Source organism: Nocardioides furvisabuli (assembly GCF_021083185.1).
Lineage (GTDB): Bacteria > Actinomycetota > Actinomycetes > Propionibacteriales > Nocardioidaceae > Nocardioides > Nocardioides furvisabuli.
This window is the reverse complement of the sequence record NZ_JAIGQB010000002.1, coordinates 208,969-232,711: the sequence shown is the minus strand read 5'-3', so window position 1 is coordinate 232,711 and position 23,743 is coordinate 208,969. Positions and strand designations below refer to the sequence as shown.

20 protein-coding genes are annotated in these 23,743 nt (G+C 72.1%); 13 read left to right on the top strand and 7 right to left on the bottom strand.

The window, feature by feature from the left end; genetic code table 11:
- The first annotated feature begins 74 nt into the window (after positions 1–74).
- Complete coding sequence (locus K4G59_RS20370; RefSeq protein ID WP_231249558.1) at positions 75–2,663, top strand: CHAT domain-containing protein; 2,589 nt, start codon at positions 75–77, stop codon at positions 2,661–2,663.
- A 9-nt stretch (positions 2,664–2,672) separates the two neighbouring features.
- Here the strand turns inward: K4G59_RS20370 and K4G59_RS04285 are convergent, their stop codons facing one another.
- Complete coding sequence (locus tag K4G59_RS04285; protein WP_231249556.1) at positions 2,673–2,996, bottom strand: hypothetical protein; 324 nt, start codon at positions 2,994–2,996, stop codon at positions 2,673–2,675.
- 98 nt (positions 2,997–3,094) lie between these two features.
- On the opposite strand from K4G59_RS04285, the gene K4G59_RS04280 reads away from it, so the two are divergent.
- Positions 3,095–4,873 carry a proline--tRNA ligase gene (locus K4G59_RS04280; RefSeq protein ID WP_231249555.1) on the top strand — a complete coding sequence of 593 codons (1,779 nt, stop codon included), beginning with the start codon at positions 3,095–3,097 and terminating at the stop codon, positions 4,871–4,873.
- A 248-nt stretch (positions 4,874–5,121) separates the two neighbouring features.
- On the opposite strand, the gene K4G59_RS04275 is transcribed toward K4G59_RS04280, so the two are convergent.
- Positions 5,122–5,550, bottom strand: a complete 429-nt coding sequence (locus K4G59_RS04275) for a DUF4439 domain-containing protein (protein ID WP_231249553.1) — start codon at positions 5,548–5,550, stop codon at positions 5,122–5,124.
- Positions 5,547–6,044 carry a hypothetical protein gene (locus K4G59_RS04270; protein WP_231249552.1) on the bottom strand — a complete coding sequence of 166 codons (498 nt, stop codon included), beginning with the start codon at positions 6,042–6,044 and terminating at the stop codon, positions 5,547–5,549. Before K4G59_RS04270 ends, K4G59_RS04275 begins: the two co-directional genes overlap by 4 nt.
- A 115-nt stretch (positions 6,045–6,159) precedes the next feature.
- Here K4G59_RS04270 and rimP point away from each other — a divergent pair, with 115 nt between their 5' ends.
- From rimP to K4G59_RS04230, 8 genes are all read left to right on the top strand, one after another.
- A complete protein-coding gene (gene rimP / locus K4G59_RS04265) occupies positions 6,160–6,648 on the top strand; it encodes a ribosome maturation factor RimP (RefSeq protein ID WP_231249550.1) in 489 nt (162 codons plus the stop codon).
- On the top strand, positions 6,648–7,637 hold the full coding sequence (gene nusA / locus K4G59_RS04260; RefSeq protein WP_231249548.1) for a transcription termination factor NusA: 990 nt from the start codon (positions 6,648–6,650) through the stop codon (positions 7,635–7,637). The genes rimP and nusA overlap by 1 nt, the downstream gene beginning before the upstream one ends.
- Positions 7,638–7,683: 46 nt before the next feature.
- Complete coding sequence (locus K4G59_RS04255; RefSeq protein ID WP_308189343.1) at positions 7,684–8,028, top strand: YlxR family protein; 345 nt, start codon at positions 7,684–7,686, stop codon at positions 8,026–8,028.
- Positions 8,029–8,125: 97 nt separating this feature from the next.
- Positions 8,126–10,912, top strand: coding sequence for a translation initiation factor IF-2 (infB, locus tag K4G59_RS04250; protein ID WP_231249547.1), 2,787 nt, complete (start codon positions 8,126–8,128; stop codon positions 10,910–10,912).
- 135 nt (positions 10,913–11,047) lie between these two features.
- Positions 11,048–11,524, top strand: coding sequence for a 30S ribosome-binding factor RbfA (gene rbfA / locus K4G59_RS04245; RefSeq protein ID WP_231249545.1), 477 nt, complete (start codon positions 11,048–11,050; stop codon positions 11,522–11,524).
- On the top strand, positions 11,524–12,393 hold the full coding sequence (gene truB, locus K4G59_RS04240; protein WP_231249543.1) for a tRNA pseudouridine(55) synthase TruB: 870 nt from the start codon (positions 11,524–11,526) through the stop codon (positions 12,391–12,393). The genes rbfA and truB overlap by 1 nt, the downstream gene beginning before the upstream one ends.
- Positions 12,394–12,440: 47 nt before the next feature.
- Complete coding sequence (locus tag K4G59_RS04235) at positions 12,441–13,379, top strand: bifunctional riboflavin kinase/FAD synthetase (RefSeq protein WP_231249541.1); 939 nt, start codon at positions 12,441–12,443, stop codon at positions 13,377–13,379.
- A complete protein-coding gene (locus K4G59_RS04230; protein WP_231249540.1) occupies positions 13,372–14,334 on the top strand; it encodes a hypothetical protein in 963 nt (320 codons plus the stop codon). Before K4G59_RS04235 ends, K4G59_RS04230 begins: the two co-directional genes overlap by 8 nt.
- Positions 14,335–14,422: 88 nt before the next feature.
- On the opposite strand, the gene K4G59_RS04225 is transcribed toward K4G59_RS04230, so the two are convergent.
- The 4 genes from K4G59_RS04225 to K4G59_RS04210 are packed head-to-tail and all read right to left on the bottom strand — an operon-like array spanning position 14,423 to position 18,498.
- A complete protein-coding gene (locus K4G59_RS04225) occupies positions 14,423–14,665 on the bottom strand; it encodes an HPr family phosphocarrier protein (RefSeq protein WP_056602465.1) in 243 nt (80 codons plus the stop codon).
- A 40-nt stretch (positions 14,666–14,705) separates the two neighbouring features.
- Positions 14,706–16,784, bottom strand: a complete 2,079-nt coding sequence (locus tag K4G59_RS04220; protein ID WP_231249538.1) for a PTS fructose transporter subunit IIABC — start codon at positions 16,782–16,784, stop codon at positions 14,706–14,708.
- Complete coding sequence (locus K4G59_RS04215; protein WP_231249537.1) at positions 16,781–17,734, bottom strand: 1-phosphofructokinase family hexose kinase; 954 nt, start codon at positions 17,732–17,734, stop codon at positions 16,781–16,783. Before K4G59_RS04215 ends, K4G59_RS04220 begins: the two co-directional genes overlap by 4 nt.
- Positions 17,731–18,498, bottom strand: a complete 768-nt coding sequence (locus K4G59_RS04210; RefSeq protein ID WP_231249535.1) for a DeoR/GlpR family DNA-binding transcription regulator — start codon at positions 18,496–18,498, stop codon at positions 17,731–17,733. Before K4G59_RS04210 ends, K4G59_RS04215 begins: the two co-directional genes overlap by 4 nt.
- 86 nt (positions 18,499–18,584) lie before the next feature.
- Here K4G59_RS04210 and ptsP point away from each other — a divergent pair, with 86 nt between their 5' ends.
- The 3 genes from ptsP to K4G59_RS04195 all read left to right on the top strand — a co-directional run bounded on the left by ptsP (position 18,585) and on the right by K4G59_RS04195 (position 23,728).
- Positions 18,585–20,264, top strand: coding sequence for a phosphoenolpyruvate--protein phosphotransferase (ptsP, locus tag K4G59_RS04205; RefSeq protein WP_231249534.1), 1,680 nt, complete (start codon positions 18,585–18,587; stop codon positions 20,262–20,264).
- 43 nt (positions 20,265–20,307) lie between these two features.
- The gene (locus K4G59_RS04200) at positions 20,308–22,047 is read left to right on the top strand and encodes an alcohol dehydrogenase catalytic domain-containing protein (RefSeq protein ID WP_231249533.1); all 1,740 of its coding nucleotides are present in this window, start codon (positions 20,308–20,310) and stop codon (positions 22,045–22,047) included.
- A gap of 142 nt (positions 22,048–22,189) precedes the next feature.
- Positions 22,190–23,728: a PTS mannitol transporter subunit IIBC gene (locus K4G59_RS04195; protein WP_231249532.1), complete on the top strand. Its 1,539-nt coding sequence runs from the start codon at positions 22,190–22,192 to the stop codon at positions 23,726–23,728.
- Positions 23,729–23,743: the final 15 nt, after the last annotated feature.

The following is a 23,743-nucleotide window of genomic DNA, read 5'->3' as shown; positions in this document are numbered from 1 at the left end:
ACGCTAGCCCTGAGAGGTCACCGTCAGGGGTGGAATCCGCGCAAGTCCTCGACGAGATCCGCAAGGATGGCCGGGTGGATCGCGACGAGGCGGAGGAGCTGCTGCGCACGCTCTTCGCCGATCCCGGGGCCGCACGGGTCCGTGCCGAGCACGAGCTCGTGCCCCACCACGACCCTGCGGTCACCTCGATCGGCCACCAGGTCGTCGGCATCGTGCTGCGTGACCTCGGGGAGACCGATGAGGCGCTCGCCCGGCTGCGCACCTCACTGCGGTGTGCGCGCCGCTCGGGCGACCCGACCCGGGTGGCCGACGCAATGGCCACCCTCGGCGGCTCGCTGTGCACTGCCGGCCGCATGCGGGCCGGGCTGAGGTACCTCGACGAGGCAGCGGCCACGCTCGACGGCGTACCCCTGGCGCGGGTGCTGGTGCGGCGCGCCTACGTCCAGGGTTACCTCCAGTCCCGGTTCGAGGAGAGCGCCGCGGACCTGCGCCGCGCGCGAGGGCTGTTCGCCGGGTCGGGCGACGAGGTGTGGGAGGCCCGCGCGCTCAACCTGCACGGCCTCGTCGCCGCCAGGCTGGGCGACCTCGAGTCGGCGGCCGAGGCGTTCGCGGAGTACGGCGGGATGTCGGCGCGCCTCGGTGACGGTGACGGGGTCGCCATCGCGCACCACAACACCGGGTGGCTGGCCGCCATCCGTGGCGACCTGCCGCAGGCGCTCGAGAGGTACGCCGACGCGGCGGGGTGCTACGACGACCTCTGTGTGACCAACGTGGACCTCGTCCTCGACCAGGCTGCGGCCTACCTCTCGGGTGGCCTGGCCCACGACGCCCTCGCCGCCGTCGAGGCGGCCCTGGTCGCGCGTCCGCTCCAGGAGCGCGAGCACGCCGACCTCCTGGTCGCGGTCGCCGAGGCCGCCCTCGCCGCCGGGGACTGGCAGCGTGCGGTGACGGCGGCCGACGAGGGATCGGCCCTGATGCGCGCCCAGTCCCGCCCCGTCCGCCGCCTCGAGGCAGACCTCCTCGCGCTCACCGCTCGCGAGCGCGCGGGACAGCCGGCGGCGCCGTTGCTCCGGCGGGTGGAGCGGGTCGTCGCCGGGCTTCGGGAGGCCGACGCGCCGGAGCTCCCACGCGCACTGCTGCTGGGCGCGGGACTCGCCCGACAGGTCCGGTCCCTCCGCGCCGCAGGCCTGGCGGCCGACTGGCTCGCCGAGGCGACGACCTATCGGCGTGCGCCGACCAGCGCCGTGCGCGCGCTGGGCTGGCTCGCGCAGGCCCATCTGCGTGAGGGGTCAGGTGCCCCCAGCGACGTGCTGCGGGCGTGCGACCTGGGCCTCCGGGCCCTCGACGAGCACCAGGCCACCCTCGGGAGCCAGGAGCTGCGCGCGGGCTCCTCGGGCCACGGCGCGTCGCTCGCCGAGCTCGGCACGCGCACGGCGCTGGCCTCGGGGGACGCCCGCCGGCTGCTGCGCTGGTCTGAGCGCTGGCGGGCGACGGCGCTCGCCACGGCCTCCGGGAGCGGGGCGCACGATCCCCGGGCGCTCGCTGACCTCGCAGCGCTGCGTGCGCAGCGACGCCGGGTGGAGGAGGCGCGTGCCGAGGGGTCTCCCACCGATGGTCTCGAGAGCCGGGCCGCCCGCCTCGAGCAGCAGGTGAGGCGCCGGATGCTCCAGGCGCGTGGTTCGGGCGTGGCGGCGAGGGCCCTCGACGTCGGGGTGCTGCTGGACTCCCTGGCCGAGGACGACACCGTGCTCGTCGAGCTGACCGAGATCGACGGCGTGCTGCACGCGCTCGTCGCGGGTCGCGGACGCGTACGCCACCTCGTGGTCGGCGACGCCGCGGCGGGCGCGGCCGCGGTCGACTTCTCGTTGTTCGCCATGCGCCAGGCAGCGCGCGGGCGTCGCTCCCAGCTCGACGTCGCCGGCGCCCGGCTGGAGCGGTCGCTGCTCGGGACGGCGCTCGACGGGGTGGGGGAGTCCCGGGTCGTCGTGTCCGGCACGTCGGCGTTGCAGGGCGTCCCCTGGGGCCTGCTGCCGTCCCTGGCCCACCGACCCGTGACCAGCACGCCGTCAGCGCGGCTGTGGCTGCGCGCCCGCGCTGCGGCTCCGGCGGAGGACGCCCGTCGCGTGATGCTCGTCGGCCCCGGGCTCGGGAGTGGAGGGGCGGAGGTGCCCGCGGTGGCGGCCCAGGACCCCGACGCCGAGGTGCTGGACGGCGAGGCGGCGACGGTCGCGGCGGCGCTCGCGGCGCTGGACGGCGCCTCGCTCGCGCACGTCGCGGCTCATGGACACTTCCGGGAGGACAGCCCGCTGTTCTCCGCGCTCACGCTCGCCGACGGACCGCTGCTGGTCCACGACCTCCAGCGGCTCGAGCACCCGCCGCACCGTGTCGTGCTGTCGGCCTGCGAGTCCGGCGTGATGGCGCCCGTCGGCGACGAGGAGCTGCTCGGACTGGCCGCAGCGCTCCTGTCGATGGGCACCGCCGGTGTCGTGTCGAGCCTCGCCGAGGTCGACGACGCCGCGACGGTCGAGGTGATGGTGGCGCTGCACGCTCGGCTCCGCTCGGGCGGCGGGCTCGGCGACGCACTGCTCGCCGCGCGGACCGTGGCAGCGGGCGACCCGGTCCTGGCCGCGACGGCGGCGTCGTTCACGGTGCTCGGCACCTAGGAGCGGCACTCAGCCGGGATGGGTGAACGTGACCGGCTTCCCCGTCGCGCGGGCGTAGGCGATCTCCCGGCTCGTCGAGTCGCCGACGTAGCCGCCCGGGTTGACCACCAGCACCCGGTCGGCCAGGTCGATCTTGTGCAGGTGCAGCTCGTCCAGCGCCGCCTTCTGCTCCGGCGTGATCGAGGCGTCCGCGCCGCGGTCCTCCACGCGCAAGAAGACGCCCGGCGCGAGGACGATCGCGCCGGCGAAGGTGAGGTCCCGGTTGGCCTCGGCCATCTCGTCGACGAAGCGGGTCGAGCCGCAGATGCAGACGATCTCGGGGCGCTCGGGCACGGCTCGGTCCTTCGGTTCGGACGGTGGAGGAGCCGGCAGTCTAGGCACTGCCGAATCTGGTGTGCGGTGCCGCGCGGCGCACACCTATCCTTGCGCCCATGACTGGCCGCCTCCTCCGCATGTCGACCCTGTTCGTGCGCACCCTGCGCGACGACCCCAACGACGCCGAGGTCCCGAGCCACCGCTTGCTGGTCCGCGCCGGCTACATCCGCCGCGTCGCGCCGGGCATGTACACCTGGCTGCCCCTGGGCCTGCGCGTGCTGCGCCGGATCGAGGCCATCATCCGCGACGAGATGGACGACATGGGCGCCCAGGAGCTGTCGTTCCCCGCGCTGCTGCCCAAGGAGCCCTACGAGGCGACCGGCCGCTGGACCGACTACGGCCCGAACATCTTCCGCCTCCAGGACCGCAAGGGCGCCGACTACCTCCTCGGTCCCACCCACGAGGAGATGTTCACCCTCGTGGTGAAGGACCTCTACTCCTCCTACAAGGACCTGCCGCTCTCGATCTACCAGATCCAGACGAAGTACCGCGACGAGGCCCGTCCTCGCGCGGGCCTCCTGCGCGGGCGCGAGTTCGTGATGAAGGACTCCTACTCCTTCGACATCGACGATGCCGGGCTCGAGAAGTCCTACCAGCAGCACCGTGACGCCTACATCCGGATCTTCGACCGGCTCGGCTTCGACTACGTCATCGTCAAGGCGACCTCGGGCGCGATGGGAGGCTCGGCCAGCGAGGAGTTCCTCGCCAAGGCCGAGGTCGGAGAGGACACCTACGTCCGCTGCACCGCGTGCGACTACGCCGCCAACGTCGAGGCGGTCCGGGTGCGCGCGCCCGAGGCGATCTCGTACGCCGACGCGCCCACCGCGCACGCGGAGGACACTCCCGACACCCCCACCATCGACACGCTGGTCGAACACCTCAACGCCACGTTCCCGCGCGACGACCGGCCCTGGGCCGCCGGCGACACCCTGAAGAACGTGCTCGTCGTGCTCAAGCACCCCGACGGCACGCGCGAGCCGCTCGCCATCGGCGTGCCCGGGGACCGTGAGGTCGACCAGAAGCGCCTCGAGGGCCAGCTCGAGCCCATCGAGGTGGAGCCCATGGACGAGGGCGAGCTCGCCAAGCACCCCGCGCTGGTCAAGGGCTACATCGGCCCCGAGGTCCTCGGCGAGGAGTCGAAGTCCGGCATCCGCTACCTCGTCGACCCTCGCGTCGTGGAGGGCACCCGCTGGGTGACCGGCGCCAACGTCGCCGGATCCCACGTCGTCGACCTCGTGGCCGGGCGTGACTTCACGCCGGACGGCACCATCGAGGCCGCTGACGTGCGTGACGGCGACGAGTGCCCCAACTGCGTCGAGGGCACGCTCGAGTCGGCGCGCGGCGTGGAGATGGGCCACATCTTCCAGCTCGGTCGCAAGTACGCCGAGGCGCTCGGGCTCAAGGTCCTCGATGAGAACGGCAAGCTCGTCACCGTCACGATGGGCTCCTACGGCATCGGCCCCTCGCGTGCCGTGGCCGCCATCGCCGAGGGCACCCTCGACGACATCGGCCTGTGCTGGCCGCGCAACGTCGCGCCCGCCGACGTCCACGTCGTGGCCGCCGGCAAGGACGACGCGATCTTCGAGGCCGCCGAGAAGCTCGCCGCGGACCTCACCGCCCAGGGCGTCGAGGTCCTGCTCGACGACCGTCGCGGCAAGGTCAGCCCGGGCGTGAAGTTCAAGGACGCCGAGCTCATCGGCGTACCCACGATCGTCACCGTGGGCCGCGGCCTGGCCGACGGCACCGTCGAGGTGCGCGATCGCCGGACCGGCGAGCGCGAGGAGGTCGCGGTCGACGCGGCCGCCGCGCGCGTGGTCGAGGCCGTCCGCAGCTGACCCTCACCCAGGCGCCGACGGACCGGTCCTGCATGTTTGTGCGTTGCGAGAACATGCAAGTCGGATGTGCTTTCCCAACCGCCCGATCGAATGCATGATTGTGCATGTGGCCGCCACTACCCCACAAGTGGGCCACACAGGGTGATGCTGACCAACCCCATGTAGCGGTCCGCGTCCTCGGCCTTTGGGAGAGATCTCGGGACTTTCCCAAAGGCTGAGGCCGCGGGCCGTTTCCCTTTCCCGTGGCCTCAGCCGAGCTCGGGGGCGCCGGGCCAGGTCTGCGCCTCGCCGCCCAGCTCCAGCTGCCACGACGCCGACCACGTCGCCTCCGCCATGGCCCACTCGCGGACCGTGCCGGTCGACCTGGCCACCAGGGCCAGCATCGTGGCCACACCGGTGGCCTCGAGCTCCAGCGCCGCGGCCTGCAGCTGCGCGGGGCGCACCGGTCGACCGTCCAGGCCGTACGCCGCCGCTGCCGCCACCGGTTCACCGCCGGCCTCCACGACCAGGAGTCGCAGACGGTCCCGGCGAGCGCGGTGCCGGCGGTAGCCGGCTGTGAGGACGTCGTACAGCTCGGTCGTCGCGGCCTGCGAGGTGCGCGCGCCCAGCACGCCGTAGGTGTAGAGCGCGGCGTGCTCGGCGGCGAGGGTCTGCTGGAGGGCGTCGAGGACCGTCATGCCGCCGTCCCGGAGCCCAGGGCTGCGGAGTGCTGGGCGGTCGATGCGGCGACGCTGGCCAGCACGCGCGCGAGGTCGCCGCTGGCCGCGGCGACGCACGCCTCGCGCAGCTGCCGCAGCAGCCGCTGCTCGGAGCGGCGTACGGCAGCCAGTGCCCGGTCCGGCGCGTCGGGGACGCGGGCGGGGGAGGCTCCGGGCAGCTCGGTGTCGGCGACCGCACCCGCGAGCAGCTCGCGGTGCGCAGCGTGCGCGGCGACCAGGGGTTCGAGCCGGGCGGCGAGTCCCGGCGCTGCCGCGGTGGCTGCCAGCACGCCCTCTGCGCGCACCAGCGCGGCGACGACGGTGGCCACGAGCTCGGCGTCCTCCGGGGGCGGCGGTGAGGCGGCGGAGGCGTCGTCGCGAGGCGGCGGGTCGATGTCGCACGCCGCAAGGACCAGGGGCGTCGCGAGTGCCGAGCCCACCGCCGTACGGCGGGAGAGGGGGCGTCCGGGCACCCCCGAACCCTACCTACCACCTGCCGCGGTCCGGACCGGTCGGCGGTGGATGAGCCGGCTCCGGCACCGGCCGCTAGGGTGATCCTTCGACAACAGCACAAGGAGGTCGCACCCGATGAGCACACCCCGTCAGGACGCCACCCGGGACCGCATCGAGGCGGAGCTGGTCGACCCCCTGAGCGTGATGGGTCTCGACGTCGAAGCCGTCGAGGTCACCCCCGCCGGCAAGCGGCGCGTGCTGCGCGTCGCGGTCGACAAGGACGGTGGCGTGACGCTCGACGACGTCGCCGACGCCACCCGCGAGGTCTCGCGGGTGCTCGACGAGTCCGACGTCATGGGCGAGATGCCCTACACGCTCGAGGTCACCTCCCGAGGTGTCGACCGCCCCCTGACCCTGCCGCGCCACTGGCGCCGCAACTCCGACCGGCTCGTGAAGGTCACCCTGGCCGACGGCGAGACCGTGACCGGCCGCATCACCGACTCCTCGGAGGAGTCGGTGATCCTCGACGTGTCGGGGGAGACGCGCGAGGTCGCCTACGCCGACGTCGCGAAGGCCTTCGTGCAGGTCGAGTTCAACCGCAAGAGCGAGAAGAAGGACGACTGATGGACATCGATCTGAGCATCCTGAGGATGCTGGAGCGCGAGAAGGAGATCTCCTTCGAGGTGCTGGCCGAGGCCATCGAGCAGGCCCTGCTGACCGCCTACCAGCGCGCCACGGAGTCGCAGCACCCCGCGCGCGTCGAGCTGGACCGCAAGACCGGCCACGTGACCGTGTGGGCCCGTGAGGTCGACGAGGACGGCGTCGCCGGACCCGAGTACGACGACACCCCCGCCGGCTTCGGCCGGATCGCGGCCACCACCGCCAAGCAGGTGATGCTCCAGCGGCTGCGCGACGCCGAGGACGAGAAGACCTTCGGCGAGTTCTCCGGCAAGGAGGGCGACATCATCTCGGGCATCATCCAGCAGGGCCGCAATCCCGACGACGTGATGGTCGACCTCGGCAAGCTCGAGGCGATCCTGCCGATCAGCGAGCGGGTTCCGGGAGAGAGCTACGTCCACGGCGAGCGCATCAAGTGCCTGGTCATCTCCGTGCGCAAGGGCATGCGCGGCCCGCAGGTCACCCTGTCCCGCTCGCACCCCACGCTCGTCAAGAAGCTCTTCGCGCTCGAGGTGCCCGAGATCGCCGACGGCACCGTCGAGATCGCCGGCATCGCCCGCGAGGCCGGGCACCGCACCAAGATCGCCGTCCACTCCACCATCCCGGGCGTCAACGCCAAGGGCGCCTGCATCGGTCCGATGGGCCAGCGGGTGCGCAACGTGATGAGCGAGCTCCACGGCGAGAAGATCGACATCGTCGACTGGGCCGAGGACCCGGCCGAGCTGGTCGCCCACGCCCTGTCGCCGGCCCGGGTCAACTCCGTGGAGATCGTCGACCTGGCCGCGCGGTCCGCACGGGTGGTGGTCCCGGACTTCCAGCTGTCCCTGGCTATCGGCAAGGAGGGGCAGAACGCCCGTCTCGCCGCCCGGCTCACCGGCTGGCGCATCGACATCCGCTCGGACGAGGCCCCGGATCCTGAGCCGGCCGCCGAGTGAGCCTCAGTTCGTGAACCACTGGCTCCACGCAGTAGAGTGACTCACAGTGACCATCACGTCTGACACCCCTGCGCCCGGACCCGTCCGGACGTGCGTGGGTTGCCGGGCCAGGGTCGCTGCGAGCGAGCTGCTGCGAGTGGTCGCAGGCTCGGACGCCGGGGGCACGCCCGCCCTGGTGCCCGATCCGGACCGCCGGGCACCCGGTCGTGGGGCGCACCTCCACCCCACGCTCGAGTGTTGGGAGCTCGCGGTGCGACGTCGAGCATTCCCCCGGGCCCTGCGCTCGGGAGTCCCGCTCGCCGGAGCGCCGGTGGAGGACCACCTCGCCTCGCTGCACCACCATTCCGACCCACAGCACGACCGACCAGAAACTGGAGCACGCAGCTCATGAGCACTCGATGAGTAACTCGTAATGAGTGTGCACACCCACTAGCTGTTCCGTTTCCCCTCCTTCTGGGGTCACGGACCAGAAGGAGTAGTTACCAACCGTGGCAAAGACCCGAGTCCACGAACTCGCCAAGGAGTTCGGAGTCGAGAGCAAGTTCGTTCTCGAGAAGCTCAAGGAGATGGGTGAGTTCGTCAAGTCGGCATCGTCGACCGTCGAGCCCCCCGTCGAGATGCGCTTCAAGAAGCAGTACGGCGACGAGCTGAAGGCCGCTGCGGCCTCCGCTCCCGCCGCCGACACCGCGACCGAGGCGCCGGCCAAGAAGGCCGCACCCAAGCCCGGCCCCAAGCCCCCTGCCGCGCCTGCCGCGACCGAGGCCCCCGCCGAGACGCCCGCCGAGGCTTCTGCCCCGGCACAACCCGTCGAGGAGGCGGCCCCGGCCGCCAAGCCCGGTCCGAAGCCCGGCCCCAAGGCACCTGTCGCCGAGCCGACGGCCCCGGCCGCCGAGCCCGAGCCGCCGGCGGCCCCGGCAGCTCCGGCTGCCAAGGCCCCGTCCCCGGCACCGCGTCCCGTGGGTCGCCCCGGCGCCCCGCGCCCGGGCAACAACCCGTTCGCCCCGAGCCAGGGCATGGGCTCGCGCCCGGCCCCGCGCACGCCCGGCGACGACAACCGTCCGCCGCGTCCGCCGGCCGGCGGTGGCGACGCACGCCCCGGCATGCCGCGCCCCAACCCCGCGATGATGCCGAAGTCGCCTGCCGCCTTCGGCAACGGTCCCGGCGCCCGTCCGGCCCGCGGTGGCCCCGGTGGCGGCCCCGGTCGTCCGGGTGCTCCCGGTCGCGGTGGCGCTCCGGGTCGTCCCGGTGCCGGTGGCGGTGCTCCCGGCGGCGCTCCCGGTCGTCCTGGTGGCTTCGGCCCGTCCGGTGGCGGTCGCCCCGGTGGCGGTCGTCCCGGCCAGCGTGGCCAGACCCAGGGTGCCTTCGGGCGCGCCGGCGGCCCGTCGCGTCGAGGGCGGAAGTCCAAGCGTGCGCGTCGTATGGAGTTCGAGGCCATGGAGGCCCCGACGATCGGTGGCGTGCGCGTCCGCAAGGGCAACGGCGAGACCGTCCGCCTGCCGCGTGGTGCCTCGCTGACCGACTTCGCCGAGAAGATCAACGTCGACGCCGCTGCGCTGGTGCAGATGCTGTTCTCGCTCGGCGAGATGGTGACCTCCACGCAGTCCGTGGGTGACGAGACGTTCGAGCTGCTCGCCGACGAGCTCAACTACGTCGTGGTCATCGTGTCCCCCGAGGACGAGGACCGTGAGCTGCTCGAGACGTTCGACCTCGAGTTCGGTGCCGACGAGGGTGACGAGTCCGACCTGGTCATCCGCCCGCCGGTGGTGACCGTCATGGGTCACGTCGACCACGGAAAGACCAAGCTCCTCGACGCGCTGCGCAACGCCAACGTCGTCGACAAGGAGGCCGGTGGCATCACCCAGCACATCGGTGCCTACCAGGTCCACACCGAGGTCGACGGCGACGACCGTCGCATCACCCTCATCGACACCCCCGGTCACGAGGCGTTCACCGCCATGCGAGCCCGTGGTGCCCAGGCCACCGACATCGCGATCCTGGTCGTCGCGGCCGACGACGGCGTCATGCCGCAGACGGTCGAGGCGCTCAACCACGCCAAGGCGGCAGGCGTGCCGATCGTCGTGGCGGTCAACAAGATCGACAAGCCGGAGGCCGACTCGACGAAGGTCCGCGGCCAGCTCACCGAGTACGGCCTGATCCCCGAGGAGTACGGCGGCGACGCGATGTTCGTCGACGTCTCGGCCAAGGCGGGGCTCAACCTCGACAAGCTGCTCGAGGCCGTGGTCCTGACCGCGGACGCCTCGCTCGACCTGCGGGCCAACCCCACGCAGGACGCACAGGGCCTCGTGGTCGAGGCGCACCTCGACCGCGGTCGCGGTCCGGTCGCCACGGTCCTGGTCCAGCGCGGAACGCTGCGCGTCGGCGACTCGATCGTCGCCGGTCCCGCCCACGGTCGTGTCCGCGCCATGCTCGACGAGCACGGCAACGAGATCACCGAGGCGGACCCGTCGCGTCCCGCGATGGTGCTGGGCCTGAGCGCCGTCCCCGGCGCGGGCCAGAACTTCATCGTGGTCGAGGACGACCGCATGGCCCGCCAGATCGCCGAGAAGCGTGAGGCGCGCGAGCGTGCGGCCATGCAGGCCAAGCGTCGCGTGCGTCGCAGCCTCGAGGACTTCATGGCCTCCATGGAGAAGGGCGAGAGCCAGGAGCTCAACCTCATCCTCAAGGGCGACGTGTCCGGATCGGTCGAGGCCCTCGAGGACGCCCTGTCGCAGATCGACGTGGGCGAGGAGGTCTCGCTGCGGGTCATCGACCGCGGTGTCGGTGCGATCACCGAGACCAACGTCGACCTGGCTGCCGCCTCGGACGCCATCATCATCGGCTTCAACGTTCGCCCCCAGGGCAAGGCGAGCCAGATGGCCGACAAGGAAGGTGTCGAGATCCGCTACTACTCGGTCATCTACCAGGCGATCGAGGAGATCGAGGCGGCGCTCAAGGGCATGCTCAAGCCCGTCTACGAGGAGTCGACCCTCGGCCAGGCGGAGATCCGCGAGATCTTCCGCTCGTCCAAGGCTGGCAACATCGCAGGCTGCATGGTCACCTCCGGCCTCATCCGCCGCAACGCCAAGGTGCGTGTGCTGCGTGACGGAGCCGTGGTGGCCGACAACCTCGACCTGTCCTCGCTCCGCCGCGAGAAGGACGACGCCTCCGAGGTCCGCGAGGGCTTCGAGTGCGGTCTGGTGCTCAAGAACTACCAGAACATCCAGATCGGCGACATCGTCGAGTCCTTCGAGATGCGCGAGATCCCGCGCAGCTGATTGCCGAGCGGGCACTTGCTCGCGCTGAACAGAGTCGACCGGGCGGTTCCTCGCGCTACGCCGCGAGGAACCGCCCGGTCGGCGCGTGTCAGCGCGAGGAAGTGCCCGGTCACCACCGTTTGAGAGAGTGAGCCCATGAGCAACCCCCGCGTCCGCAAGATCGCCGACCGGATCCAGGTCATCGTCGCCGAGATGCTCGAGCGCCGGATCAAGGACCCGCGCCTCGGCTTCGTCACCGTCACCGACGTCCGGGTCACCGGCGACTCGCAGCAGGCCTCGATCTTCTACACCGTCCTCGGTGCCGACGAGGAGCGCGCCAGCACCGCCGCCGCGCTCGAGTCCGCCAAGGGCGTCATCCGCTCCGAGGTCGCCAAGCAGCTCGGCATGCGCATCGTGCCGACCCTCACCTTCATCCCCGACGCCCTCCCCGAGAGCGCCCGCGAGCTGGAGGAGGTCCTGGCCCGCGCGAAGCAGCAGGACGAGGAGGTCGCGGCCCGCCGCGTCGAGGCGTACGCCGGCGAGGCCGACCCCTACAAGAAGCCCCGCGTGATCGACGAGGACGACGACCTCGACGAGGACGACGACCTCGACGACGAGGACGACCGCGCCTGATGGTCGACCCCGGACTGGTCGTGGTCGACAAGTCGCCGGGCATGACGTCGCACGACGTCGTGGCGCGGGTGCGCCGGCTGGCGGGCACCCGCAAGGTGGGGCACGCCGGCACCCTCGACCCGATGGCCACCGGAGTGCTGGTGCTCGGCGTCGACCGCGCCACCCGGCTGCTCGGCCACCTGATGCTGACCGAGAAGGCGTACGACGCCACCGTGCGGCTCGGCGCCTCCACCACCACCGACGACGCCGAGGGTGAGGTCACCTCGACCCACCGCGTCGACGGCGTGGGGGCCGACGACGTACGGGCGCAGCTGGCGACGCAGGTCGGCGACATCCTCCAGGTGCCGACCGCCGTGAGCGCGATCAAGGTCGACGGCAAGCGGGCCTACGCCCGCGTGCGTGACGGCGAGCAGGTCGAGCTGAAGGCCCGGCCGGTGACGATCCGCGAGCTCGTGGTGCACGACCAGCGGGTGGTGGGCGACCTCCTCGACGTGGACATCTCGGTCCGCTGCTCGTCGGGCACCTACATCCGGGCCATCGCCCGCGACGTCGGCGCCGCGCTCGGGGTGGGCGGGCACCTGACGGCGCTGCGGCGCACGGCGGTGGGCCCCTTCGACCTCGACGTCGCACGCACCCTCGACGAGCTGTCGGACGACTTCGCCGTCGTGCCGATCTCGGTGGCGGCCCGCGCGAGCTTCCCCGCTGTCGATCTCGACGAGGAGCAGGCCGCCGACGTGCGTGTCGGTCGCGCCCTGGACCTCGCCCTTCCTGCAGACGCGCCCCACGCGGTGTTCGCGCCGGACGGACAGTTCCTCGCGCTCTACGAGCAGCGCGGCGAGCGGGCCCGCGCCGTGGCGGTCTTCGTGTGACCGGGGGACCGGCCGGACCGTGCGTCGGGCGCCAGTAGGCTGCCGCCGTGCAGATCTGGCGAGACGTCGACGACGTGCCGAACGACCTCGGCCGCACGGTGGTCAGCATCGGCAACTTCGACGGTGTGCACCTGGGGCACGCCCACGTGCTGCGCGAGGCCCGTGAGACCGCCGAGCGCCTCGGCGTCGACACGGTGGTCGCGGTCACCTTCGACCCGCACCCGATGGCGGTGCTCCGCCCGGAGCACGCGCCGCCGACGCTGACCTCCATCCGCACCCGCGCGCGCCTGCTCGAGCACGCCGGCGTCGACGCGATCCTCGTGGTCGCCTTCGACCGGGAGGTCGCCGGCTGGGCCCCGCAGGAGTTCATCGACCGGATCCTGGTCGACGCGCTGCACGCCGCGGCCGTGGTCGTCGGCGGCAACTTCCGCTTCGGCGCCAAGGCGGCCGGCGAGGTCGCGACCCTGGTCGAGGCCGGCGTGTCGCGCGGCTTCGAGACGATCGGCGTCGCGCTCGACGGTGGCCCGCAGGTGTGGAGCTCGACCTACGTCCGCCAGTGCCTGGCCACGGGCGACGTGGCCGGCGCCTCGGAGGCGCTGGGCCGCCCGTTCACGGTGCGCGGCACGGTGGTCGAGGGTGACAAGCGCGGCCGCGAGCTGGGCTACCCGACCGCCAACGTGCCGGTCCCGCCGGTCGACGCGGCCCCGGCCGACGGCGTCTACGCCGGGTGGCTCACCCGGCTCGACACCGGCGAGCGCTTCCCGGCCGCGATCTCGGTCGGCACCAACCCGACCTTCGACGGCGAGCGCGAGCGGCGCGTGGAGTCCTACGTGCTCGACCGCGACGACCTCGAGCTCTACGGCGTCGAGGTCGAGGTGGCCTTCGTCGACCGGCTGCGCGGGATGGTGAAATTCGAGGGCATCGAGGCGCTCGTGGAGACCATGCACGACGACGTACGCCGGGCGCGCGAGGTCCTGGGTGGCTGACCCCCGGCTCGCCCTGACCGACGAGTGGTTCCTCGCCCACGGACTGCCGTACTTCGTGCCGGAGCAGCGTGCCGGTGCCCGGGACGCGCTCCGGCTGGGACGCACCGTTCCCCTGGTCGTGCTGACCGGCCTGGCTGCGGCGGCCGCCGGGGTGGCGCTCGCCCTCGTCTCCGGGCAGCTGACCCTCGCTCCTGCCACCGCCGTCACGCTCGGCATGCTCGCGGCGGGCTGGTACGCCCTGACCGCGCTCAGGGCCAGCCCGATCGTGCGGTGGGCGCTGCACCGTGCCTTCGGCAGCCTGCGGACCGTGCTGCCGATGATGACGCGCGCCCTTCCGCTCCTCCTGATCTTCGTGACGTTCCTCTTCATCAACGCCGAGGTCTGGCAGGTCTCGTCGCGCCAGGACGGCGCCGCGCTCTGGCTCGTCGCCCTCCTGTTCGGGATCCTCGCCGTCCTGTTCCTGCTGGTGCGGCTGCCCGAGGAGGTCGACCGGACCGACGACCAGGTCGACGACGCGCTGCTGCTCCTCGCGTGCCGCGGCACCCCCTTGGAGGACGCCGCGCGGGACCTGGTCGACGACCCCGGGGCCGACCCGGCGGCCCACGCCGAGATCCACGGGTTCGAGCGCTGGAACCTGGTGCTGGTGCTGCTGGTGATCCAGGCGGTCCAGGTCCTGCTGCTGTCGGCCACCGTCTTCCTCTTCTTCATGCTCTTCGGCTCGATGGTCATGCGCGACGACGTCGTGGAGACGTGGATCGGTGAGCCGACGGCCAACCTCACTGTCGAGCTGTTCCAGGTCTCGATCTTCCTGGCCGCGTTCTCGGGGCTCTACCTGACGGTCGCGACCGTCACCGACGAGACCTACCGCGAGCAGTTCTTCGGCACCGTGCTCCACGAGATGGAGCGAGCCGTCGGCATCCGCGCGGTGTACCTGGCCCTGCGCGAGCGCCGCTGACGCGCCGGTGGGCGGTGCCCCACCCACCGTCCCGACGTACGGGATGTGGCTGGCGCACCGCCCACCGGGCGATCGGGTGACCTGGAGCTCAGGCGTCGAGGTCCTGCTCGACGAGCGCAGCGATCGCGTCGACGGCGGCCTGGTCGTCCCCGGCCACCTCGACGGTGTCGCCGTTGCCGGCTCCCAGGGTCATGATCATCAGCGAGGAGCTCGCGTCGACACCGTTGATGGTGACGTCGGAGCCGAGCTCACCGGCCTTCTCGGCGATGATCGCGGCGGGACGGGCGTGGAGGCCGACGGCGGAGCCGACGACGACGGACTTGCTGGGCATGGTTCTCCTTCAGATGGGCTGGTGGTGGGACGGGTGTTGGTCAGACGGTAGCGAGGTCGGCGTCGGTGCGTCCGATGCTCTTGAGCGTGACGACGAGCGCGGTGCTCACGAGCACGCCGGCGACGAGCGCCACGAGGAACCACAGCTTGTTGTCGACGGCGAAGAGCACGAAGATGCCGCCGTGCGGGGCGCGCAGCCCCACGTCGAGGCCCATGGCGAGGGCGCCCGTGACGGCGCTGCCGGCCATGATCGACGGGATGACGCGCAGCGGGTCAGCCGCCGCGAACGGGATGGCGCCCTCGGTGATGAACGAGGCGCCCATCGCCCAGGCCGCCTTGCCGTTCTCGCGCTCGGGCACCGTGAACAGGCCCGGTCGCACGACCGTGGCCAGCGCCAGCGCGAGCGGCGGGACCATGCCGGCGAGCATGACCGCGGCCATCACGTTCAGCTCGGGAGCGTCGGTGGCCGTGGCGGCGGCACCGAGCCCGGCGGTGGCGAAGGCGTACGCCGTCTTGTTGAGCGGACCGCCCATGTCGAAGGCCATCATCAGGCCGAGGATCACGCCGAGCACGACCGCGGAGCCGCCCTGGAGGCTGTTGAGGCCGTCGGCGAGGTTGGTCATCAGCGCGCCCAGCGGCTTGCCGAGCAGGACCACCATGACGAAGCCGGAGATGAGCGTCGCGAGCAGCGGGATGACCAGCACCGGCATCAGGCCGCGCATCCAGGTCGGCACCTTCCAGCGGGTGATCCACAGCGCCACGACCCCGGCGAGCACGCCGCCGACGATGCCGCCGAGGAAGCCGGAGTTGAGGGTGCCGGCGATCGCGCCCATCACGAAGCCGGGGGCGATGCCGGGGCGGTCGGCGATGGCGTAGGCGATGTAGCCGGCCAGGGCCGGGACGAGGAATCCGAACGCGGCGGCGCCCAGCGTGAACATCAGTGCGCCGAGGTAGGCGAAGAACGCGCTGCCGAACAGCGCGTGGTCGAGACCGAACTCCTCCAGGTCGGGCAGGTTGAAGAGGGTGTTGTCGACGGCGATCGCCTGGCCGTCGTCGACGATCTCGTAGCCGCCGAACAGGAAGCCGAGTGCGATCAGCAGGCCACCGGCGGCGACGAACGGGATCATGTAGGACACGCCGGTCATCAGGACACGGCGGACGGTCGCGCCGAAGGACTGCTTGCCCTCCCCGGTGTCGGTCGAGTCGCTGGCCGTGCCCTCCACCTTCGGCGCGCTGGACGGGTCGGCGGCGTAGCGCAGCGCCTCGGCGATCATCGCGTCGGCGTCGTCGATCGGACGCTTCACGCCCGAGCTCACCATCGGCTTGCCCGCGAAGCGGGACCGGTCGCGCACCCCCACGTCGACGGCGAAGACCACGGCGCCGGCGGCGGCGATGGTCTGGGGGGACAGGGGCGTCGAGCCGGCCGAGCCCTGGGTCTCGACGTGCAGCTCGACCCCGGCCCGCTCGGCAGCGGCCTCGAGGGCCTCGGCCGCCATGTAGGTGTGCGCGATCCCGGTCGGGCACGCGGTGACCGCGACGAGCGACGGCTTCGTGCTCGAGGCCTGCGCGGGAGCGGCGGCGGGGGCGGCGGCCGGTGCAGCGGGGGCCGGTGCAGCGGTGCCCGGGGTGCTGCCCGAGGCGGCGACGCCTGCCTTCGCGGCCGGGGCGGGCTCACCGAGCTCGTGGGCGATCAGGTCGACGACCTCCTCGTCCGTCTCGGCGGCGCGCAGCGCGTCGGTGAAGGCAGGCTTCACGAGCGCACGGGCCAGCTTGGTGAGGATGGTGAGGTGGTCGGCGTCGCCACCCGCGGGGGCGGCGATGAGGAAGGCGAGGTCGGCCGGGCCGTCCTTGGCGCCGAAGTCCACCGGCGGCTCGAGGCGGGCGAAGGCCAGGGTCGGGACCTCCACGCCGGTGGTGCGGCAGTGGGGGATCGCGATCGCGCCGGGCAGGCCGGTCGCGGACGTCGCCTCGCGGGCGAAGGCGTCCTCGACGAGCTGGTCGACCGACGTGGCGCGGCCGGCGTCGCCGACCACGGCGGCCAGTGCACGGATCACGTCGTGCTTGTCGGACCCCCAGTCGGCACTGAGCCGGACGAGGTCGGTGGTGATCAGGGCGGTCATGCGGTGCCTCCGAGTGGAGTGACGCCGACGAGCTCGGTGCGCAGCTGCGACGGCTGGGGGATGGTTGTTCCTGGTAGTCCCGCGGCGGCGCTGCCGTAGGCCACGGCCAGTGCCAGGCGCTCCGGGGCAGGCAGGCCCCGGATGTCGCCGAGCAGGTAGCCGAAGAGGCTGGAGTCGCCCGCACCGACGGTGCTCACGACCGTGGTCGGGGGAGGGGTGGCGTGCCACGCGCCGTCCGGGGTCACGAGCACGGCGCCGTTGCCGCCGAGGGTGGCGAGCACCGCGCCCACGCCGCGCTCGAGGAGCCGCTGGGCGGCGGCGGCGGTCGCGGTCGGGTCCGCCTCGAGCTCCTCGGGATCGCCGCCGGTGAAGGAGGCCAGCTCCTCGCCGTTGGGCTTCATCAGGTCGGGGGCCGCCCCGGGCAGGGCGTCGACGAGCGCCCGGAGCGGCGCGTCGCTGGTGTCGACGGCGACGTGCCCACCGACGGCGCGCAGGCGGCGTACGAGGTCGGCGTAGAAGTCGACGGGAGCGCCGGCCGGCAGCGAGCCCGCGAGCACGGTCCACGCGGCGTTGCCGGCGCGGGCCAGCACCGCCTCGGCCATCCGCTCGAGGTCGTCGCGCGAGACCTCGGCGCCGGGGGAGTTGAGCTTGGTGGTGGTGCCGTCGGGCTCGGTGATGGTGAGGTTGACGCGTACGTCGCCCGCGGGCCGCACCGGTCGGCAGTCGATGCCGGCGCCGAGCAGCTCGAGCACGAAGGCGTCGTCCTTGAGGGCCGGCACGACGGCGACGCTGGGGATGTCGGCGCTGACGGCCGCGCGGGAGATGTTGACCCCCTTGCCGCCCGCCTGCGAGGTCACCGAGAGGACCCGGTGGACCTGGCCGCGGGCCAGCTCGCCGTCGAGGGCGACGGTCCGGTCGAAGCTCGGGTTCGGCGTCAGCGTCAGGATCATGCGACCACTACCTCTATTCCGGCGGATTCCAGCGCGCGGCGGTCCGCGGCCTCGATGTCGCTGTCGGTGACGAGCACGTCCACGCCGTCGAGCGTCGCGAAGCGCACGGCCGTCTCCACGCCGAGCTTGCTTGAGTCGGCCAGCACGACCGTGCGGCGCGCGCACGCGATCATGGCGCGCTTGCTGGCCGCCTCGTCGCTGTCGGGGGTGGTCAGGCCGTGGCCCACGGTGAGGCCGTTGGTCGCGATGTACGCCACGTCCGCGCGCAGGTCGGCGAGGGCGGCGACGGTGTCGGAGCCGACGGCGGCGTGGGTGGTGGGGCGCACCTTGCCCGGCAGCAGGTGCAGCTCGATCTGGGGGAGGCCCGCAAGCCTGGTCGCCACGGGGACCGCGTGCGTGATCACGACCAGGCGGTGGTCGCGTGGCAGGGCTGCGGCGAAGCGGGCCGTGGTCGTACCGGCGTCGATGACGACGACCGAGTCCGGCGGGGGCAGCAGCGCGACGGCGGCGTTCGCGATCGCGTCCTTGGCCTCGGTGTTGGACTGGTCGCGCTCGCCGATGCCGGACTCGATCACCGTGAGCGACCCGGCCGGGACCGCCCCGCCGTGCACGCGGCGCACCAGGCCGATCCGGTCGAGGGTCGAGAGGTCGCGACGCACCGTCTCGGTGGTGACCTCGAACTCCTCGGCCAGCTGGACCACCGACAGGCGGCCGCGGCGGCTGATGAGGTGGGCCATGGCCTGCTGGCGTTCCTCGGCGTACATCGGTCCCCTCTCGGCGAATCTGTGTATGTGTTGTTTTAGTCCCGAATGTGTTGCTTGTCAACCACGTCGTGATCTACGGTGTGTCCATGACCACTCCCGAGCACCAGTTCCGCGGGACCCCGGTCGTGCCGGGTGTCGCCGCAGGCCCCGTCCTGCACGTCCGTGGCGAGGTCTCGCCCGACGCGATCACACGCTACGGCGACGGCGACTTCGCCGATGCCGACGCCGCGCTGGCGGCGTACGACGATGCGGCGGCGGCCGTGGCGGAGACCTTCTCCACCAAGGCGGCTGCCGCGCAGGGTGCCGCCGCCGAGGTGCTCACCGCCAGCGCCGGCCTCGCCCGCGACAAGGGCCTGCGCTCGGCGGTGGCGAAGAACCTCACCGCCGGTCAGGGACCGGTCGCGGCCGTGCAGGGTGCGGTGGAGCAGTTCGCCACGATCTTCACCAACATGGGCGGCCTCATGGCCGAGCGGGTGACCGACCTGCGCGACATCGAGCGCCGCGTCGTGGCGCACCTCGTCGGCGAGCCCGCACCCGGGGTGCCCATGCCGACCGAGCCGTCGATCCTCGTGGCCGAGGACCTCGCGCCCAGCGACACCTCCGGCCTCGACCCCGAGCTCGTCACCGCGCTCGTCACCGAGCGGGGCGGTGCCACGAGCCACACCGCGATCATCGCCCGTCAGCTCGGCATCCCCTGCGTGGTCGGGGCAGCCGGTGTCATGGAACTCGCGAGCGGGACCTTCGTCGTCGTCGACGGCGAGACCGGCTCGATCGAGCAGGGCGCCGATCCCGAGGAGGCCCGCGTCCGGGTCGAGGAGAGCCGTCGCCTGCGCGAGGAGCTGGCCCACTGGAGCGGTCCGGCCGCCACGGCCGACGGCCTGCCGGTCAAGCTGCTCGCCAACGTCGCCGACGGGCCCTCGTCCGCCTCGGCCGGCACCGAGCCGGTCCAGGGCGTCGGGCTGTTCCGCACCGAGCTGTGCTTCCTCAACCGCAAGGACGAGCCGAGCGTGGAGGAGCAGACCGACATCTACGCGAGCGTGCTGTCTCCCTACTCCGACGGCCGCTACGTCGTCGTCCGCACCCTCGACGCAGGCTCCGACAAGCCGATCGCCTTCGCCACGCAGGAAGGCGAGGAGAACCCCGCCCTCGGCGTGCGCGGCCTGCGGCTCAGCTTCGGCAACCCCGGCCTGATGGACCGCCAGCTCGACGCGGTCGCCGCCGCCGCCGGGCGCACCGGCACCGAGACGTGGGTGATGGCGCCGATGGTCGCCACGGTCGCCGAGGCCGCCGACTTCGCCGCCAAGGTGCACGCCCGCGGCCTCAAGGCCGGTGTGATGGTCGAGATCCCCAGCGCCGCGCTCCTGGCGCACCGGATGCTCGAGGTCGTCGACTTCCTCTCCATCGGCACCAACGACCTCACCCAGTACGCCATGGCCGCCGACCGCATGGCCACCGACCTCGCGCACCTCACCGACCCGTGGCAGCCCGCGGTGCTCCAGCTGATCGCGATCACCGCGCACGCCGGCGCCGAGGCGGGCAAGCCCGTCGGGGTCTGCGGCGAGGCGGCCGCCGACCCGCTGCTCGCGACGGCGCTCATCGGCATGGGCATCTCGTCGCTGTCGATGGCTGCGCGCGCCGTACGCCCTGTCGGCGCACAGCTCGGCAAGGTGACCCTCGAGACCTGCGAGGCCGCCGCCGAGGCGGCCCTCGGCGCAGCGGACCCCATGGCCGGACGCGCCGCGGTCCGCGAGCTGCTGGGGCACTGAGCCCCGAATTCCCGGACATCCACCACCTCACGACGGAGGAAGCATGACCTCACAGTACGACCGCTACCGCGCAGCCGACCTCGACGTCCCGGAGCAGGGCTGGGCCTGGCACCTGTGGGGCGCGGGCGAGGACAACATGGGCAAGGACGACCAGCCCGAGCTGGTGCCGGTGCCCCGACCCGATGCCGACCACATGCTCGTGCGCATCGACAGTGTGGGGCTGTGCTTCTCGGACGTGAAGATCATGCGCCAGGGCGGCAGCCACCCGAAGCTCTACGACCGCGACCTGTCCACCGAGCCCACCCGGCTCGGGCACGAGGTGAGCCTCACCGTCATCGAGGTGGGCAAGAACCTCCAGGACCGCTTCCACGCCGGGCAGCGGCTCGCCGTCCAGCCTGACATCTACCAGGACGGCAGGAGCACCGCCTACGGCTACACCATCCCCGGCGGCCTCATCCAGTACCACCTCATGGGCGCGGAGATGCTCGACACCGACGACGGTGCGTGCCTGCTGCCGATCCCCGACACGATGGGCTACGCCGAGGCCTCCACCCTCGAGCCCTGGGGCTGCGTGATGGCGGCCTACACCCAGCGTCGACGCCTCGAGCCCAAGGCCGGCGGGACGATGTGGATCATCGGACGGCCCGGCGACGAGCGTGAGTACGCCTTCTCCTCCGGCCTGGACGCCCCGGCCACGATCGTGCTGACCGACGTGCCCGCCTCGGTGGCGAGGCTCGTCGAGGGCACCGCGGCCACCACGGTCGTGCGTGACGGCCTTGGCCCCGGCGACTTCCAGGCGCTGGTGGACGAGCTGACCGACGGCGCCGGCTTCGACGACATCGTCATGCTCGACCCGCGGTCCGCGGCGACGGCGGGTGCCGTGGCCACGCGCATCGCCCGGCGCGGCACCCTGAACCTGGTGGGGGAGACCGCCCTGGACGGGCTGGTGGATCTCGACGTGGGCCGTCTGCACTACGACTACACCGCCTACCTCGGTGGCCGGGGGCCGGACATCGCCGCGTCCTACGGCGAGGCGAGGAACCGCTGCGACCTGCGCCCGAGGGGCACCACCGTCTTCGTGGGCGCCGGTGGTCCCATGGGCCTGATGCACGTCCAGCGCGCCATCCAGCAGCCCGACGGACCGCGCACGATCGTCGCCACCGAGGTGAGTGACGAACGGTTGCAGAGCCTCGAGGACCGCCTGGCCCACCTCGCGGAGGCCAATGACTGCGAGCTGGTGACGTTCAACTCCCAGACCTCGGAGCAGTCCCTCCACGACTTCGTCATGGGGCTCACCGACGGTCGGGGGGCCGACGACGTCGTGGTCAGCGTGCCCATCGCCGACGTGATGGCCGAGGCCGACACCCTGATGAACCCCGACGGCATGCTGGTCTTCTTCGCCGGGGTGCCCAACGGCACCCTGGCGCCGTTGAACCTGAGCGCGGTCTACCTGGACAACGCGCAGTACACCGGGACGTCGGGGCTGACCATCCACGACCAGCAGCAGGTGGTGGACCTGGCCACCCGGGGTGAGCTGTCGCCGGGATCCATCGTGGGCGCCGTCGGCGGCATGCGCGCGGCCAAGGACGGCCTCCAGGCGCTGGTCGAGGGCAGCTACTCCGGGAAGGTCCTCATCTTCCCCCAGATCCACGACCTCCCCCTGACGGGCCTCGATGAGCTCGAGGAGACGCTGCCGCAGGTCGCCGAGAAGCTGTCGCCCGGCGGCACGTGGAACGACGAGGCGGAGAGGGCGCTCTTCGAGAGCCAGCTCAGCGATCTCTAGCGGGCAGTCCGCTGAGTTCGGTAAAAACCACAGACTCGGGCACAAAACATGCCCGAACGCTTGGCAACGTGCCCGTTCGTGAGGTTTAATACGAGGACCTTGTGATGGGGGTCACCCCCGAGCACTACTGGAGGACATCAGCATGGCGACGACATCCACTCCCGCGGCCCGCACCGGCGCCCGCGTCCACGTGCAGCGGTTCGGCACGTTCCTCTCCAACATGGTCCTGCCGAACATCGGCGCCTTCATCGCGTGGGGCCTGATCACCGCACTCTTCATCGAGAACGGCTGGCTCAACCTCGGCGGCGGCGACAACGCCTGGCTCGGCTCCGGCAGCTGGGTCGCCGAGTTCGGCGGCTGGGGTGACTCCGAGAGCGGCGGCATCGTCGGGCCGATGATCACGTTCCTGCTGCCCCTGCTCATCGGCTACACCGGCGGCCGGATGATGTACGACAACAACATCCGCGGCGGCGTCGTCGGAGCCATCGCCACGATGGGCGCGATCGTCGGCGCCAGCGTGCCGATGTTCCTCGGCGCGATGATCATGGGCCCGCTCGGCGGCTGGTCGATGAAGAAGCTCGACGCCCTCTGGTCGCACAAGATCCGCCCCGGCTTCGAGATGCTGGTCAACAACTTCTCCGCCGGCATCTGGGGGATGATCCTCGCGATCGTCGGCTTCGTGATCGCCGGACCGTTCGTGACGTGGTTCAGCGCCCGCGCCGAGGAGGTCATCGACTTCCTCGTCAGCAACAGCCTCCTGCCCCTGACGTCGGTGTTCATCGAGCCGGCCAAGGTGCTCTTCCTCAACAACGCGATCAACCAGGGCATCCTCACCCCTCTCGGCACCAACGAGGCGGCCAGCGAGGGCCAGTCGATCCTCTTCCTGCTCGAGGCGAACCCGGCCGCGGGTGCGGGTCTGCTCCTCGCCTTCATGTTCTTCGGCAAGGGTGCGGCGAAGGCCTCGGCCCCGGGCGCGCTGCTCATCCACTTCGTCGGCGGCATCCACGAGATCTACTTCCCCTACGTGCTGATGAAGCCCAAGCTGATCCTCGCGATGATCGCCGGTGGCATGACGCAGATCTTCATCAACCTGGCCTTCGACTCCGGGCTCCGAGCGCCCGCGGCACCGGGCTCCATCATCGCGGTGCTGATCCAGACCCCTGGTGCGAGCTATGTCGGCGTCATCCTGTCCGTCATCGGCGGAGCGGGCGCGTCGTTCGCAGTCGCAGCGGTCCTGCTCAAGATGGACAGGACCGAGGACGAGGGCGACCTCACCGCGGCCACTGCCAGCATGGAGTCGATGAAGGGCAAGAAGTCCTCGGTCGCCGGCACCCTGGCCGGCACCGCGTCCGGCACCGTGCCCGGCGCGGCTGCCACCACGACGAAGGAGATCCGCACCATCGTCTTCGCCTGCGACGCCGGCATGGGGTCCTCGGCGATGGGCGCCTCGGTGCTCCGCAAGAAGGTCCACGACGCCGGTCACACCGAGGTGACGGTGGTCAACAAGGCCATCTCCGACCTCGAGGACGACGTCGACCTGGTGGTCACCCACCAGGACCTCACCGACCGGGCCCGCCTGAAGACCCCGTCCGCCGTGCACGTCTCGGTCGACAACTTCATGGGCAGCCCGCGCTACGAGGAGATCGTCGAGATGGTCCAGCAGAACAACCGCACCACCTGATCCACCCGTGGCCCG